The organism is Aeromonas sp. R7-1 (assembly GCF_040908115.1).
GTDB classification, from domain to species: domain Bacteria; phylum Pseudomonadota; class Gammaproteobacteria; order Enterobacterales; family Aeromonadaceae; genus Aeromonas; species Aeromonas caviae.
The window spans coordinates 1-15,474 of sequence record NZ_JBFODD010000017.1 but is presented as its reverse complement, the minus strand read 5'-3'; the positions used below and the strand labels follow the sequence as shown (position 1 = coordinate 15,474).

General features: G+C 62.8%; 14 protein-coding genes and 2 pseudogenes. 13 read left to right on the top strand and 3 right to left on the bottom strand.

The window, feature by feature from the left end; genetic code table 11:
• Positions 1-204 precede the first annotated feature (204 nt).
• Positions 205-2,346 (top strand): protelomerase family protein, encoded by a 2,142-nt coding sequence (locus AB5Y51_RS02200; protein ID WP_368177993.1) that lies wholly within the window; start codon positions 205-207, stop codon positions 2,344-2,346.
• Positions 2,347-2,560: 214 nt separating this feature from the next.
• Here AB5Y51_RS02200 and AB5Y51_RS02195 read toward each other — a convergent pair whose 3' ends face one another.
• A complete protein-coding gene (locus AB5Y51_RS02195; protein WP_368177992.1) occupies positions 2,561-6,580 on the bottom strand; it encodes a plasmid replication protein, CyRepA1 family in 4,020 nt (1,339 codons plus the stop codon).
• A 327-nt stretch (positions 6,581-6,907) separates the two neighbouring features.
• Positions 6,908-7,519 carry a helix-turn-helix domain-containing protein gene (locus tag AB5Y51_RS02190; protein ID WP_368177991.1) on the bottom strand — a complete coding sequence of 204 codons (612 nt, stop codon included), beginning with the start codon at positions 7,517-7,519 and terminating at the stop codon, positions 6,908-6,910.
• 206 nt (positions 7,520-7,725) lie between these two features.
• Here AB5Y51_RS02190 and AB5Y51_RS02185 point away from each other — a divergent pair, with 206 nt between their 5' ends.
• The 6 genes and pseudogenes from AB5Y51_RS02185 to AB5Y51_RS02160 all read left to right on the top strand — a co-directional run bounded on the left by AB5Y51_RS02185 (position 7,726) and on the right by AB5Y51_RS02160 (position 10,897).
• The gene (locus AB5Y51_RS02185) at positions 7,726-8,328 is read left to right on the top strand and encodes a bacteriophage antitermination protein Q (protein ID WP_368177990.1); all 603 of its coding nucleotides are present in this window, start codon (positions 7,726-7,728) and stop codon (positions 8,326-8,328) included.
• Positions 8,277-9,125 (top strand): annotated as a pseudogene (locus AB5Y51_RS02180) (recombination-associated protein RdgC); the annotation flags it as partial. The gene AB5Y51_RS02185 and the pseudogene AB5Y51_RS02180, both read left to right, overlap by 52 nt.
• 336 nt (positions 9,126-9,461) lie before the next feature.
• Positions 9,462-9,665 (top strand): annotated as a pseudogene (locus AB5Y51_RS02175) (DNA translocase FtsK); the annotation flags it as partial.
• Positions 9,662-10,003, top strand: a complete 342-nt coding sequence (locus AB5Y51_RS02170; RefSeq protein ID WP_368177989.1) for a hypothetical protein — start codon at positions 9,662-9,664, stop codon at positions 10,001-10,003. The pseudogene AB5Y51_RS02175 and the gene AB5Y51_RS02170, both read left to right, overlap by 4 nt.
• Complete coding sequence (locus AB5Y51_RS02165) at positions 10,000-10,251, top strand: DUF4060 family protein (RefSeq protein ID WP_368177988.1); 252 nt, start codon at positions 10,000-10,002, stop codon at positions 10,249-10,251. Before AB5Y51_RS02170 ends, AB5Y51_RS02165 begins: the two co-directional genes overlap by 4 nt.
• The gene (locus tag AB5Y51_RS02160) at positions 10,232-10,897 is read left to right on the top strand and encodes a hypothetical protein (protein ID WP_368177987.1); all 666 of its coding nucleotides are present in this window, start codon (positions 10,232-10,234) and stop codon (positions 10,895-10,897) included. The genes AB5Y51_RS02165 and AB5Y51_RS02160 overlap by 20 nt, the downstream gene beginning before the upstream one ends.
• Positions 10,898-10,938: 41 nt before the next feature.
• Here AB5Y51_RS02160 and AB5Y51_RS02155 read toward each other — a convergent pair whose 3' ends face one another.
• The gene (locus AB5Y51_RS02155; RefSeq protein WP_368177986.1) at positions 10,939-11,379 is read right to left on the bottom strand and encodes a hypothetical protein; all 441 of its coding nucleotides are present in this window, start codon (positions 11,377-11,379) and stop codon (positions 10,939-10,941) included.
• Positions 11,380-11,619: 240 nt separating this feature from the next.
• Here AB5Y51_RS02155 and AB5Y51_RS02150 point away from each other — a divergent pair, with 240 nt between their 5' ends.
• The 6 genes from AB5Y51_RS02150 to AB5Y51_RS02125 form a co-directional block, all read left to right on the top strand.
• Complete coding sequence (locus AB5Y51_RS02150) at positions 11,620-11,907, top strand: hypothetical protein (protein WP_368177985.1); 288 nt, start codon at positions 11,620-11,622, stop codon at positions 11,905-11,907.
• 94 nt (positions 11,908-12,001) lie between these two features.
• On the top strand, positions 12,002-12,256 hold the full coding sequence (locus AB5Y51_RS02145; protein WP_368177984.1) for a hypothetical protein: 255 nt from the start codon (positions 12,002-12,004) through the stop codon (positions 12,254-12,256).
• A gap of 172 nt (positions 12,257-12,428) precedes the next feature.
• Positions 12,429-12,671, top strand: a complete 243-nt coding sequence (locus tag AB5Y51_RS02140; RefSeq protein WP_368177983.1) for a hypothetical protein — start codon at positions 12,429-12,431, stop codon at positions 12,669-12,671.
• Between the two features lie 120 nt (positions 12,672-12,791).
• The gene (locus AB5Y51_RS02135; protein ID WP_368177982.1) at positions 12,792-13,067 is read left to right on the top strand and encodes a hypothetical protein; all 276 of its coding nucleotides are present in this window, start codon (positions 12,792-12,794) and stop codon (positions 13,065-13,067) included.
• 94 nt (positions 13,068-13,161) lie between these two features.
• Entirely contained in the window at positions 13,162-15,219 is a 2,058-nt protein-coding gene (locus tag AB5Y51_RS02130; protein ID WP_368177981.1) for a DUF3560 domain-containing protein, read from the top strand.
• A 43-nt stretch (positions 15,220-15,262) separates the two neighbouring features.
• Positions 15,263-15,474, top strand: a 212-nt coding sequence (locus AB5Y51_RS02125) for a hypothetical protein (protein ID WP_368177980.1), incomplete at its 3' end; no start/stop codon positions are given.

Genomic DNA, 15,474 nt, shown 5'->3' with positions numbered 1-15,474 from the left:
GATTACCACACCCTCAGCGTTAAATATAAACGTTTATATTTAACGCTGAGGGTGTGGTAATCACACCCCATTTCATAGTGTGCTACATCATGAATGGGGTGTGATTTGTTTGTATTGGGTGTGATTTATGAAGTTTGCATTCTTGGTGGAATGGGGTATGATTTTATTAAGCCGATTGGGGTGTGATTAGGAGAGGTGATAGCCATGCCAGTTATCAAGATTGACCTGCAGAAGATCGGGGATGACCTCACAGCCGAGGTGAAGAAAATCGAGGCTGCTGACATACCCCAAGGGCAAAAGACAACCGCACACAAGCGGGCGGTGAGTAAGGCGCTCAATGCCCTCTACCTGGACAAGCGCCGCTATGGTGGGGACAAGGTGGAAAACCGCATCACCCTGGCCACGTTCAGCCGCTACCTGACCAAGCTGCGCAAGCGCCTGGAGGAGCTGAACCTGCATCACCACCTGCTGGAGCGCGAGGCCGAGCGGATGAAGAAGCGCCACCCGCACCATGCCCCCCTGTTCGATAGTTTTCTGGTTGAGGGGGCTTCGGTGGCCGACCTGCGCAAGGCCAAGCTGGCGGCCAAGGAGACCCTGAAAAAGGAGGCCGAGCTGGCGGCCGCGCTCAACCAGCTCAACTTTGCCAAGGTGTTCAAGGCCCCCTTGCTGGTGTTGGCCAAGGCACACCCGGCCTGGGCGGAACGGCTCAAGGCGCTGGTGGATGAGGAGGGCCGCGCCCAGCGGCTGGCCGAGATCCGGGCCGTGCTGGACGAGGTGCCTGCCGCTATGACCGACCTGCTCGGGCTCAAGATCGACCATGAGGCCATCGTGGCCCTGAAGTTGCCGGCGGGCCTCAAAGACGAGCACCTGGACAATGCCGACAAGCGCCTGGAGCGCAAGCAGCAGCAGACCCTGCTGGTGGACTATCCGGGCTACATGCGCAAGCTGGGGCTGCTGCTGACCCAGCCCTGGAACCGGAGCGGCGACAGGACGGAATGGGACTTTGACATGACGGTGTTTGCCCTGTGCGGGGCCACCGGCCGGCGCCCCATCGAGATCATTTCGCTCGGCCGGTTCGAGCGGGTGGACGACCACCGGCTGCGCTTCTTTGGTCAGGCCAAGAAGCGGGACGAGGGGCGGGATCAGGGCATCCTGATTTACAGCCTCTACCCCACCGACCTGGTGATGAAGGCCTTCAACGGCCTGAGAGAGCTACCCTACACCCAGGGCTTGGCGCTGCTGGAGGAGGAGGGTATGCGCAGCGTCGAGGAGCGGATCGCCAATCGGGTGTCCAACTACCTCAACCAGCTGGCCAGGCGGGTGTTCAGCGGGGTGTCCGAGGGGCGCCGGCTGTACGACACCCGCGCCATCTATGCCCGCATCTGCAAGGAACGTTGGTTTGACCACGACCCCCGATGGCAGCGGGTCAATGAGGACGCTTTCTATTCCGAGCTGCTGGGGCACGACGACCCCGCCGCCCAGCTCAACTACAAGAGCGTCAAACTGACCAACTTCGACCGGAAATCGCCCAAACCGGAGGCCATGGCCACCCGACTGGAAGCGCTGGCCGAGCTGGACCACCTGATGCCTGACCTGGCCAAGGGAAATTCGGCCGTGCTCCTGCATGAGTGGGTCAAGCAGCAGCTGATCGACAACCCCGCCAAGGTGATCAACCTGTCGGTGCTGGCGCGGGAGTACAAGGTCTATAAGCCGATGGGCAGGCGCTACATGGAGGTGTGCGGCAAGGCGCTGCTGGACCAGGAGGGCGTTCGTGGGCTCGACCTGTCATTCCTCGACTCCCCCATCACCGCACAGGAGGCTGTCGATCTGGATGCGGCCGCTGTCGAGGCGCAGATGAAGGAGGAGGAAACCGGCAAGGTGCTGGTGGACGAGACCGAGCAGGAAGAACCGCAGGAGGATGCCCCCCTGACGCCGGAGCCGGAGGGTGATCAGGCGTCGGTGAACGAGGTTCGCATCGAGGACGGGACGGGCAGCGAGCAGGCCGTGCCGGCGCACACTGACCTGATGCCCAAGTTCACGTTCAAGCGGGGCGAGGGTGGGCGCTGGGAGGTGACCCTGGCGTTCGGGGAGCTGTCGCACCGGTACGAGGTGGCAGGTGACAGCCTGATGGCCGCCGGGGCGGCGGCCTGGGTCCAGTGGCTCAACAGCTGGCGCGACGTGGCCATCAAGAGCCACAAGGCGGGCGGCTGGGTCACCCTGATCGCCGACCTGCCGAACGGGGCCAGGCTGGAGGTGACGGGGCGCGGAAAGGTCGAGGCACTGCGGGCAGAGCTGACCCATGAGATCGACCAGACGCTTGAGCGCTATACCAACATAGAGGGGTAACCGGGTGGGGCACTATGCCCCACTCATTTTTGCCCTGTGCCAGATCCGGTACATGTCCCGGCCAATGGCCGGATGGGTGCGGCAACCGCCCATGTCGTTCGCCACCATGGCCCTCATCAGCGGATAGGGATGCAGCCCGGAGAGATACCGGGGATCCCTCATCCATCTGGCCCACTCAAATCGGCGCCATAGCCACCATCTGAGCAGCACCACCTTACACCCCGCGCCCGAACAGGGCCCCGTGGGTGGACTGACAGCCCCGGACATAGGTCACCAGGTCAGCCAGAGTGAACCGGCCGGTGGCCAGTTCCTCCCGATCCGGCACGGACAACAGCCGCAACACGTCAGCGACAAGGCACCCGGTCGCCTCGGCGGCCCCCCTCACCACAGCCACCCAGTCAGTCAAAACAGATCCTGATGCAGATCCTGCGGGATCCACGACTCGTTCATCCGCTATAAGATCATCGGCAAGGTCGTGGATCCTCAGATCAGCCACCGGAGCCATCGCGGGCCGCCCCAGCTTGATCAGGTCGGCGAGGATAAGGCTGCGGGGGGGCTGTTCTGCCAGCGGCACGGCCGCCGGGCTGGTGCGCCAGATGGTCAGGGCGGGGGTGGCATAGATGCCATCGCGCAGAGGCCTCAGCGCGCTGTTGCTGGCCTTCTCTGGGCTGATGGTCTGCATGGTCAGGGTACGGCACCCGACGCCGAGCAGCAGGCGCACAGGGCGTACCATGTCGCGCATCCGGTATTCGTCGAACGAGCTGATGCCCCACTCTATGCGGGCCTGGTGAACGTCCATCATCAGCTGCCAGCTGGCTGGGGTGATGTGCCATACCGTGGCCCCGCCCTGGCTGCGTGGCAGGCGCGCCTTGCCGGCGCAGAGGTTGAGGTTGTCGCAGATCGCCTTGAACAGGTCAGCCCCCCGCTTGCGTTTTTTCAGTTGAGGGGCCCAGCTCGCATAGTGGTTCAGGAAATCCGCCTCGGTGTAGAGCTGTTCCATGGCGACCTGCATGGCCTCCTGGGTGACCGTGCCCGTGCCCTGCTGCAGGTCGATGCCGCAGGTGGTGAAATAGCGCTGCAGCAGGGTGCTGGAGTGCGTGATAAAGGAGCGGGTGGAGATCGGCATGCCGAGCGTCACCTCCTGCTCATCGAGGCGCTGGGCCCTGGTGCTGTCCATCTGCAGCAGCTCGAACCGCTTGCAGTGTCCCATGCCGCCGTTGCGCAGCCACTTGATCGACTCCTCATTGACCCGCGATTGCAGGAAACGCTCGATGTTCCAGCGATCCAGCTCGGCCTTTTCCTGCTGGGTGATATGGGCCTCTTTGCGCAGTTCCTCGCGTCGCTCATCGCTCGGGGTCGTGGCGGCCAGGATGCGCTCGGCGTCGAGCTGGGCCAGCCGTTGGCCGGCGGCCTTCTTCATCGCCTCGCCCTGCTTGGCCATGGCGCCGGCATTCTCCAGCCCCAGGGGGCGCACCTGATAGCGGTCGGCCATCAGCTGCAGCAGCAGGACATTGCCGAAATCATTGCGCGCCGCATTTTCCTGGCAGATCTGGCGGATGCGCAGCTGGTCAAAGGCGAGATCGCCACTGGCCACCTCGACCCGGCCAGTCTGCTGGTCATAGTGGATCTCGATTCCCTCGGCCTGTTCGGCCATGGCGCTCAGGGTGGCGCGCCAGTGGGCCTGTTCGTCGGCCAGCTTGTAGCCGTTCTGACTGCCCAGCCCCAGGATGAACTGGCGGGCGGTCCGGTCACGGCGGATCATCTGCACCGCATCGGAGGGGCTGACGACCCCCCGGAACAGGCCATAGTGCAGCTGCATGTGCGGCACCTCGATGGAGACGCCGGAGCTGATGGCCGGGCTGTAGATGATCCAGTCATAACTGCTGATGTGCTCGTTCGGCTTGTCGTTGAAAGCCTGGACCGCCTTGTCGTGGGTCTTGGAGTCCTGGCTGATGAACAGCCCCTTTTTGTCCGGGTAGGCCAGCATCAGATCGTTGGCGAGCTTTTGCCCCTCCTCGGCCGAGTCGTCGGCAACCAGCACCCGCTGGCCGGCCCCGACCTGCTGGACGATGTCGGCATAGATGGCATTGATCTCGCCGTGCAGCACGGTCAGATGGCTGCAGTCGGTGGCCAGCTCGATGACGTGAACCGGGTGGCCGTCGCCGCGCATCTCGCGTACCTGTTCGGCCCAGCGCACCAGCTCGTCGTTGGCATCGGCATCGACCAGCAGCACCTGGCGGCTGGTCGCGGCTACCTGCTTGAGGCGGTTGAATACGGTGAGCGGGTATTTCATGACCCCGCCCGAGGTGATCGCCTTGATGGTCTGGGCGGCCTCGTCAATGGCCAGCAGGTCCAGGCGGCTCAGGATGGGGTTGAAAATGTCTTTGCCGATGGAGTTGATGCAGCTGCAGAGCTTTTTCACCCCCATGTCGCGGAAACTGTCCCGTTCGTGGTAGTGAAAGATCTCCATCTGATGGCTGGGGATATGGTTCTCGCTGCCATCGTCGGCGCGCTTGGTCAGCATCTGGTGGGCGGCGCCGATCAGGCTGACCCGGTGCGCGAAATAGGCACCCTTTTCAGCCTGCCACATGGCGGGTTTGATCAGCCCCTGGGTTTTGCGGCCCCCCATGGGGGCCCGCACGATGACAACCCCCTCAAGCTGGTCTATCTCGGCCTTGATGGCCGGGGTGATCTCGGTCTCGTCATAGCGGCGGTAATGGATGTGGTCGGGGCGCAGCTTGGCCCGGGTGATGCGCGGGCCGAACGAGCGGAACGAGTGGGCGCGGTAGCGGCGATAACTCACCTGGCGGTCGAACACGTTGGCCACCTTCTGCCAGTCCGGTTTCATCCAGGGATGATCGCTGACCACCTCGTTCATTTCCAGCCTGACCATGTCGCGGCTGCGCTGCAGCGGGAACGAGTCAGCCCCGCAGCGGGCGGCTTGTTCGGCCAGGTGCTGCAGGCTTTCTTTGGTGCTGAATGTCATGGCGCGCAGGGTGCGCAGGAAGGGATCCTTGATGGCCAGCATCCGGTGGCCGGCCAGGTGCAGCTGATCGGCGACGGCCTTGAGGCCGAGGCGGTGACCCTGGCGCAGATCGTCAAAATCCGTGCCGTCCGGCTTGCTGTCGGCCTCGCTGAGATCCGGGAACTGGCAGCGCAGCTGGGGGAACAGGTTGAGCAGGTGCTGGCCGGCAGCCAGCCCCGCATTGCCCTTGCCTTCGGCCTGTTTGAATCGGTCATTATCGAGGAGCACCACCAGGCGGTCACTGATCCAGTTCCAGCGGCTGATGGCTTGCTCGACCAGCAGCTTGAGCTGGCCGGAGTCCAGGCAGACGATGACGGCAGGGCTGCCGCGCTTGCCGGTCAGGTGGGCCAGGTGGGCCAGGTAGGCAGAGGCCCCCGTGGCCCAGCCCTCACAAAAATAGATGGTGTCAGCCAGGGTCAGATCGCCAATCTGGGCATGGGCGCCCAGGGTGATCTTGTCCATGCCATAGGTGAAATCTTTGTCGGTGGTTTCACCGTTCTCGCGGGTAAAGGGGGCATCATAGATGCGCTGCACCCCGACCACGTCACCGTGGTCTCCCAGGCTGCGCTGGGTCATGCTGTAGAGCGGAATGGCGGTGTAACTGCCGCGCTTGTCCTTGCCCCGGCGCAGATCCGGGCAGTGGGGCAGAATGCCCCGCAGCTTTTTCTTGTCCAGGTAGCCGGACTCTTCCAGCTTGGGCAGGGTCAGGAAGTGGGCCACGTCCTTGACCCTCGCCAGCTCCCGTTTTTTCTGTTCGGCCTCGGCCTCGCGCTTGGCGGCCAGTTCGCGCTGGCGGGCCTCTTCGGCCTTGCGGGCCAGCTTGGCTTTGCGCTGATTGCTGAGATCAGACAGCCCGTGCTGGGATTCGACCAACAGCTTGAGTTCGGCATAGCCGTCGAACACATAGATCGACTGCTTTTCACCCCTGGAGTTGATGGTGATGACCGGGTATTCAATCTCGCCCAGGGTCTTGTAGTCGGCGTGTACGGAGTGGGTCTTGGTGCCTTTCTTGAGGTACTTGCGCTGGTTCAGCTGCAGGCGCCCCTCGCGGCCAGTGACCCATGGCAGGTCGAAATCGACGGCACTCCAGATGATCCCGAACTGGGAAACCTCGTTGGCGATCTGGTCGCGGAAGTGCTGATACATGACACGGCCGGAGCCGAAATTGCGGGAAAAGTAGTCTTTGTAGTCGTTGAACGTAAGTTTCATTACACAGATCCATGTCTGGCAATGAGCGTTTTTGGATATTCAGCCGTGTTGTGGCTTGCACGGATCGCGCTATTTGCTACAATTCACAGCGGAAGTCAAAAGCTCATTGCGTGAGAGTAAGGTGATTGATGACGTTCCATCGGTGGTCACCATCTGGTAAATGGCCCACCACTCATTTGAGTCAGCCCGGTTCCCCAACCGGGCTTTCTTTTTGCCTACGTTCTGCAAAAAGATTCAAACGGGAACTTTTTAGGCGAGCCAAGACCCCTTGATCCTAGCCTCGCCAGCAAAATTTTAAAAGCTGACTTTCAATATATTTGAATTTGCCTAACTAACGGCCCTGACCCGCTTATTGCTCAGGGTGCCGCTCACGGTGCCGAACCAGGCGGCCGTCTGCGGATCGAACATTTCCCGGGAGCCGTCCATCAGTTCGACGAACTGGGCCGCCCCGGCCGGCGTCAGCATGCGCATCAGGCGCACCTCGCCGTTGACCATGGCCGCCGCCTCGTCGCCGTTATCGGGCTGTTCGGAGCAGTCCACCACCATCACCTCGCCGATGCGGTACTGCATGCCGCGCACCGAGCTGGTGATCATCACATAGCGCAGGTCGTTGCTGTTGGTGAAGTTGAACACCCGCAGGCGGTCCAGCCCATCGAACTGCTGGGTGCCGAGCACCCCGTCAATGGGGGCGCCATCGTCGAACGGCGAGGGACCATTCCCATTCACCAGCCAGTCAATGGAGCAGTCCAGCACGTCACAGATGCCGCGCACCACCAAAGTGCTCAGGCCATCCAGCGTGTCGATGGTCTCGACTCGGCTGATGGTGCCTATGCTGCAGTCCACCCTGTCGGCCAGGATGGTTTGCGTCATGCCGCGATGTTTGCGCAGCGCCCGCATGCGCATGCCCATGGTATTGGGACCCTTCTTTATGGATTCCATATATGCCCCACTAACATTGTTACCTTTTAGTACCATTAATCAGATACTCATAATAATTAGGATCTTTTAAATGATCCAATAAACATCCGGCCCTGCGGCCTATTTTTACGAAAAATAATTACTTTATGGATTGCTGTATGACCCTTTTTTGTTCAATATTTTGGGTGCTTTCAAAATATTGAAAAAGCAAGGAGCGGGCCAATACCATGAGGGAACATGAAATAGCACACTGGCGCGATGCGCTGCAGACCGCTTTTCAAGTTGCGCATGGTCCCGCCGTGCGCGAGGGCCAGGAAGTCGGCGCCAGTGTGCCGGGCTCTCGCATCCTGATTAATCAGGCCCAGCTGGAGGCGGGCAGGATGTTGCGACACATCCCGCGCCTGCCGGTGCAAAATGCGAATTGGCTGCATTTTGCATATCAGGTTGAATACCAGTCCAGCCCCCACCGCAACCTGGCCCAGGAGCTGTTCGAGCAGTTATCCAGCCGCCAGCAGTTGCATGCCACCACCCGCAGCACCTTCTATCAGCTATGCCTTGCGGCCCTTATCCAGGCCAGACTGTCCCGCCAGGCAGTCAGCACCACTCCCCCATTTACTACGACAGATCTTGCCACCCTGGTGGGCTTGGCCAACCCGGGCCCCACAAGCTGGAGCCGGAGCCGCTGGGCCCCGCGCTGGCGCGACCTGCTCGCCCATATCGACAGCCTGGACCGGGCTTCGATCATAGAACTGGTGGAGTTACGGCAGCTGATCAGAAAATGTCAGGAGATCACCCACCAATGCGCATCACCCCCTATTTCCAGGCGCTGAACCTCTACCACATCAGCAAGCCGCTGGATCTGTCCAACCTGGAGGCGCAGCTGGCCGAGTGCCGCTACGCTCCCGCCTCCCCGCAGTCGATGTCAGCCATGGGCTTTGTGCCGGCCCTCGGTGACAGCGGCACGGCCCTGGTTCACCAGGTCGGCCGCCATGTGCTGGTGCGGCTCTGCTGCGAGGAGCGCACCATTCCCACCGCTGCCCTCAAGCGCGAGGTCAAGGCCGCCATCAAGGAACGAGAGGATGCTGGCCAGCGGCTCAGCAAAAAGGACAAGGACACCATCAAAGACGAGGTGGTCATGCGCCTGCTGCCCCGAGCGTTCGGCAAGCTGACCCATAACCGCATCTGGATCGACACCCAGGCCATGACCCTCGCGGTCGATACCTGCAGCAACCACGCCGATACCTGCCTCGCGCTCCTGCGCAAGGCGCTGGGCAGCCTGCCGGTGGTGCCGTTCTCCCCCCGCCAGCGGCTGGAGGTGCAGATGACCGAGTGGCTGAAAAGCGAGAAAGAGACGATTGCGCCAGGGTTCTGCATCGGCCAGACCGTGGCCATGCAGGGCATGGTGGCCATCGAGCAGCTGAAAGCCAGGTCGGAGGGGTTCGCCACCGACAGCCTGATCGTCAAGCAGGCGCTGGAGCTGTCACACCACGTCACCCAGCTGGCCCTGCACTGGCGGGGCAACTGCATGGCGTTCACCCTGGCCGACAGCGGCGCCATCACCCGCATCGGCATGGAAACCGAGTGGTGCGAGCTGCCCGCCCCCACCAACGATCAGGATGACGTGCTGGCGGCGGCGGATGCCAACTTTGTGCTATCCACCGGGATCCTGGCCGAGTTCGTGGCCGCCTATCGGGAGCTTACCCAGGATGAGACCCGGCCGGTCGTCGAGGCGACCCCCATCACCGCCGATCAGGTGCGCGACCTGCTGGCCCTGCATGCCGACATCACCGCCACCGGGTCGCTGCTGACCCAGCGGGACATCGGCAAGGTAACCGGCCTTGGCCCGGTCGGCATCGAGCAGCTGATCGCCGAGGCCAATGCCACGATAGCCCGTGAGCAGGCCACCGGGCTGGAAGGGTGGACGATCAGCCTGCACCAACCGACCGAGGACACCGAACAGGGCGAGGAGGAGGATTACCTCTATGACCACGCCGTCGCGTTCGTGGGCAAGACGCGCCGCGCCAGCACCAGCTCGATCCAGCGGCAGTTCAAGATAGGGTACAACCGGGCGGCCAGGCTGATCGAAAAGATGGAGGCCGCTGGCCTTATCTCGGCTGCCGGACACAACGGCCAGCGCGATGTGCTGTTCCCGGGGGCGGCATCATGAGCCCGCTCTGCCCGGGGTGCCCCCACCTCGTCCAGTTGGGGGAAGAAGAGTTTACCTGCAGCAAGGCGCGCTGCGTCGTGCCGCTGGAGAAGAAGCGCAAGCAGAAGGCCAGCGCCCCCACCCCCGCGCCGACTCAGGGCGCGTTCGCCATGACCGTGCAGCATGCGGGATGGAAGAAGCGGGCGGGGGACAAGGTCACCATCGACAACCCGGGATCCCCCTGGCATGGCCAATCGTTCCCCCAGCAGTCTGACGAGGTGGTGGTGGTCAACCAGACCGTGTTCCTCTACCTGGCCGGCCTGCCCGGGGATCTGGCCCCGTTGAGGGTCTGCCGATGAAGCGGATCATCAAGGGCGACACCTGCCTGGAGCATATCGTGGCGGCCACCACGGCCATCGACAAGTACCTGGACGACTACGGCGCGCACCGGCGCCATCACAGCGCCATCATGTCGGTGCTGTATCGCGGTGCCCGTTATTCGGTGGAGGTGCGGCTGAACAAGTGCAGCATCACCGCCCGCATCGAAAGCGGCCACTACCGGCCCGCCTGTTTCAGCGAGGGAAACCATGGAATCAATGCAGCGTGAACTGCTGGCCTATCGGGCCATGTTTTCCGGGGTGGCCGCCAGACTCGGTCACTCGGATGCCGTGAACGAGATCCGCGACCTGCTGGGGCAATCTGCCCCAGACCTGGAAGGGGGCTTTGCCGATCAGCTGTTCAATGAGTATGTGGCGCTCAAACAGGGGGGCGCGGTGCCGATCCACGCCATCGCGACCGAACCGGCCCCGCCCGGGGTCATGGTCATCAGCTATGCCAGCCAGGGCAAGGGCTGGGCGTTCGCCCCGAACGAGTGGACAGGGGCAGAGTGGCGCCGCCCGGGTGGCTGGACACACTGGGGGCATATGGTGATGGTGCCGAACGTGGGGCCGGATGGGCGGCCGGTGCTGTTCGAGGAGTGTCAGCACCGGATCAACAGCACCCAACTGCTGTTTCGGGATCAGGACCGAGTAGTCAGTAAAAATGTTTTTTACCAGTGCGCCTCCCTGGTGATGGAAATGTTTTTCCACCTGGCGGCCGCCGAGGGAACGGAAAAGTTTTTGGCCAACCCGGACACCCAGGCCCTGCTCGCCGAGTTCGAGCGCGTCTATGGCATCTGCATCGACCCGAGCACCCCGGTCTACATCAGCAGCCCGCAGGAGGTGCTGCGCCAGCTCATCGCAAAATGGGCATAGAAAAAGGCCGCTCCATGAGCGGCCTTTTCAGTGTGAGTGCCTCAACGGTGGTAAAAGGCCCTGCAGCTGATCATGGCCAGCAGACCGACCAGCAACATGGGGACCCCCCAGGTAATACCAAGCTGTGTTGACAACACACCCGCCATCGCCCCTGTCAGCGGGTCGTCACTACTGCTGGCTGCACTATCCAGAGCTGTGACCACACTATGTATCCTGCTTGTCAACACCGCCGCCAATACACCGCCTATCAGAGCGCACATGAGATACATGCCGACCATGCCGACTATCACCGCGATCATCAAGGCAGGCACTACCCAGGCGACATGGTCATTCAGCAACTGCCAGCCACTGACTTGCATGCCAAATGGGCCCCGTACTACTGGCATGAATAGGCTGAAAGCCACCCATGCCGCGCCTGCCATAGCAATCACCTTTGCATAGTGTGGCCGGCTCTGATGGCGGCTTATTGTGACATCGTTCATCCCGTACTCTCCTTGTAACCTCGTTTCGTTTGTATCCGGCCTCAGTGTAGTCCGATCCCCCATTGAATCCAGTGTCGTGTATCCTGGCCGTGTATCCTGGCCGTGTATCCTGGCCGTGTATCCTGGCCGTGTATCCTGGCCGTGTATCCTGGCCGTGTATCCTGGCCGTGTATCCTGGCTTGCGTTATGGGCGGGGGTGGCCGATAATCCCGAAACGGGACTAATAAAGAGGAAAACCCCATGGAAATCACTACCGGCCCGCAGTTGGGCGCCTGGCTCGCCAGCCTGGCAGACAGCCTGGGCGGCCGCCTTAGCCGAGACGATGAGGCCGCGATCCTGGGGATCAGCCGCTCGGCCCTGTTCGCGGCGCTGTCAGTCGGGGACGATGCCGCCCCCGAGGCCAGCACCCGCAAAAAGATCCCCCCCGCCCTACTGGCCCACATAGACACCCTGGAGCACCTGCGCCGCGCCGATCTCTCGACGTTCGCCGCCCTGGCCCGCGCCAGGGTAGGGCAGCCGACAGAATAAAAAGTGGAAAAAGATCGATCCATCTATTGCATAAGTCCCGATTCGGGACTATTGTTCATCTCAAGACGGGAGTGACCCGGCAAGGAGAAGCAAAATGAAACAGTTCCAGATTGACCCGCGCAGCAACAAGAAGAATGGCCAGGAAATCACCATGTTCTATGTTGACGCTGATGACCATCAGGATGCGGCGAGCAAGGCAGCTAAAAAGATGTTTGGCGGAAAGGTGTTTGGCAAGAGAAATAGCGGTGATGCCAATGGCAGCGGCATGTTTCAGGCCTACTACCACATGGGCAGCAACCCATCCCAATCGAATAGCTGCGGATCCCTTTTCCATGTGATGGAAGTCTGACCGCGCAGCAAGCGGCCGGGGAGCAAACCCAAGCAAGAGGAAAAATAAATCCCAAAAAAGGGGCTTTTCGCTCCTTGCAATAGTCCCGATTCGGGACTATTGTTAGTGACAGGTGGGGCAGGTTGCCCCACCACCCCGGCCGCCACCGGGGCCACCGCAGGAGATCAAGATTATGACTGGATATATCAAAGCCCCCGACATGTGGGATCCGAAGGTACAAGAGGCCGTGATCAGCGGCGCCCTCAAACTGCGCCCAGGTCAGCGCATCCGCTGCGGCACTGGTCGCACCTCGATTTTTGCCGGTGTCACCGCTGGCGGCACCATCTGGGCTTGTCATTGGGAAGGCGCCAACGGCTACAACTGGGACAAATTCCGCGCCCTGCGCCGCTCCCTCATCGCCAACGGGAGGGGCTAAACATGGCTATCTGGTGGGATCTGAGCTGGCCCGTTCGGGCGTTCGTGGTGGTCGGTCTGGCTATCACCGTGTTTGCTAAACTGCTGGCGCTCGGCGCCGGCATGGCGTGAGGGTAGCGCGATGAAGGGAGCAGAACTGATCAGGGCGGCCAGTGCCGCCTACCATGGCCGCCAGGCGCCCGAGTTGCCCGCCTGGCTGGCGGGGGAGCTGATGGCCGCCGGGATCGGCGGCGAGCCGTTCCCGCTTGACCCGCCGAACCGGGTGATGGTGGCGGCCCAGCGCTGCGGCCGTGGCCAGCCCCTCGACGGGATCCCGCTCACCCCCAGGCAGGCGCGGATCGTGCGGGGCATATTCAAAACGTGGCAAGCCTCACAAAAAGATCATCTTGCCGCTTGAAATAGTCCCGAATCGGGACTATCGTTAGTGACAGGTGGGGCACGTTGCCCCACCACCCCGGCCGCCACCGGGCAGACCATCAGGAGATCAGATCATGTCAGCAACCATCATCACCATGGCCGACTTTGAGGCCAGCAAAACCCAAGCAGCCCAAGCAGCCCGATTTGTACGCCGCCCGGTGTCCGTCCTGGTTCACTGGTCCGAGTCGGGCGCCTGGGAAAGCGAAAGCTCGATCCCCTATGCCGAGTTTGAAGCGAAAGCCTTTACCGTGGCCCTGGGCTATGTGGGCGGGGGCTATCAGAAAACCAGCGTCACCGTCACGTTTGACGATGGCGACACCTATCAAGCAAGGCTAGACCTGGCCGCCAGCGACACCCACGGATTCACCGATCATTGCCTGGCCATGCTGGCCTTTGCCGAGACCGAAAAAGGCCGCCAGTATTACGAGGCCGATGGCTGGCAAAGCCTGCTTGAGTTCGTCAAGGGGATCGACTTTGGCCCCGATGCCGCCGCCACCGTGGCCGCCAACCGTGCCGCCGGGGAGGCCGCCGAAAAGGCCGAGCAGGACCGCCTGGAAGCTGAAAAGCAAGCCGCCATCGAGGCCCGCCGCCAAGCGCAGCAGCAGCGCGATCAGATGGTCAATGAGTGGCGCGCCGGGCTGGACATTCCAGCCGATGCCAAGGGGGTGATCGTGGCTTATCTGGAGTCGCTGGACGACAGCAGCGATCCATATTCAGATTATTACAAAACCAAGGATGACCGGGTGATCGTGCTGGCCTGGTCCAAACACACCCGCGATCTGTTCTCTGAGATGCGCAAGGCCGCCAAGAACCACCCCGACACGGCATTTCTGGCTGACCCAGAGCAGAGCACCGAACACCGCGAAAAATACAGCTTTGGCGGCGGCTACTACCTGACCAACAAGGGATACATCTATACCGGTTGGAAAATCCAGAAAATCCGCTTCTGGAGCGATGACAAGGCCCGCTCGATCCCTTATGGCGAGATAGCGATCCCAGGCTACCAGGCTGCAGCCGCGCCCACCGTGGCGCCCGTGGAACCCATCAAACAGGCCGCCGAGCAGGTCGCCGAGGTGGCCGCCGCCCCGGCGATCAGCCCGGCAATGGCTGCCATCCTGGCAGAGGATCACCCGCTGCTCGACCTGACCAAGGACGCCGCCCCGGCGCCGGTTAAACCCAAGTTCACCGCCAAGCAGGTGGGCGGGGTCTGGTCGGTGACCATCGAGCAGGGCGAGGAGCGCCACCAGTTCGACGGGATCACCGCTGCCACCCTGGCCGAGGCTTGCCGCCTGGCCTGGGCCCTGCTGACCCAGATCACCCCGCCCGACGATGACCCCAGCGGCCAGCCGCTGCCAGTCGAACCGCTGGCCGAGCAGGCCAACCAGCCCGACCAGGGCGAACCGGGGGCCGAGGCCCCCACCCTGACCCGCGCCCAGCGGCTGGGAGACTATCGCGGCCGGGTAGAGGGCAAGCGGGAGCGGCTGGAGGTGCGCGCCGTCAAGGCCAACAGCGCGAGCAATCATCGTTGGCGGGCGGCCCATGCGGCGGTTGCTGGGATCCCGTTCGGCCAGCCGATCCTGGTGGGCCATCACAGCGAGCGCCGCCACCGCCGCGCCATTGAGCGAGCCGATCAGAACATGCGGCAATCTGTCGAGCTGGACAAGAAAGCCAAGCATCTGGCCAGCAGAGCCGCCAGCGTCGGCCATGCGGGGATCGCCAGTGACGACCCCGACGCGCTGCAGCAGCTGCGCGCCAAGCTGGCCGAACGGGAACAAATACAGGAGTCATTCAAGGCGGCGAACAAGGCCAAGCGCGGCACCGTGGCCGCCTACCGCCTGAGCAATAACAGCGCCGAGATCCGCCGCTTGCGCCAACGCATCGAGCAGATCGAGCAGCTGCACCAGGCCGCCCCCATTGAACAGGCTGGCCATGGCTGGCAGATGGGGGAGGATGACGGGCGGATCGTGCTGGCGTTCGACCAGCGCCAGCCCGCCGAGGTGGTGACCGTGGTCAAGGCGGCCGGGTTCGTCTATGCCCGCAGCCGTACCGCCTGGGTGCGCAAGGTGACGGCCAACGCAGTGCGAGCCGCCGAACGGCTGGCCGTGCGCCTGGCTGAGCTGCTGCCAGCCTAACCCCATCCCTTACAACTAGATCGGATCTCCCTTTCCCCAGCCGGTGGCACGGCTGGGGCTTCTTGCGTCTGGCTGCCCTGCTGCCCTGCTGCCCTGCTGCCCTGCTGCCCTGCTGCCCTGCTGCCCTGCTGCCCTGCTGCCCTGCTTCCCTGCTGCCCTGCTGCCCCTGGCCCTGCCCCTGGCCCTGCCCCTGGCCCTGCCCCTGGCCCTGCCCCTGGCCCTGCCCCTGGCCCTGCCCCTGGCCCTGCCCCTGGC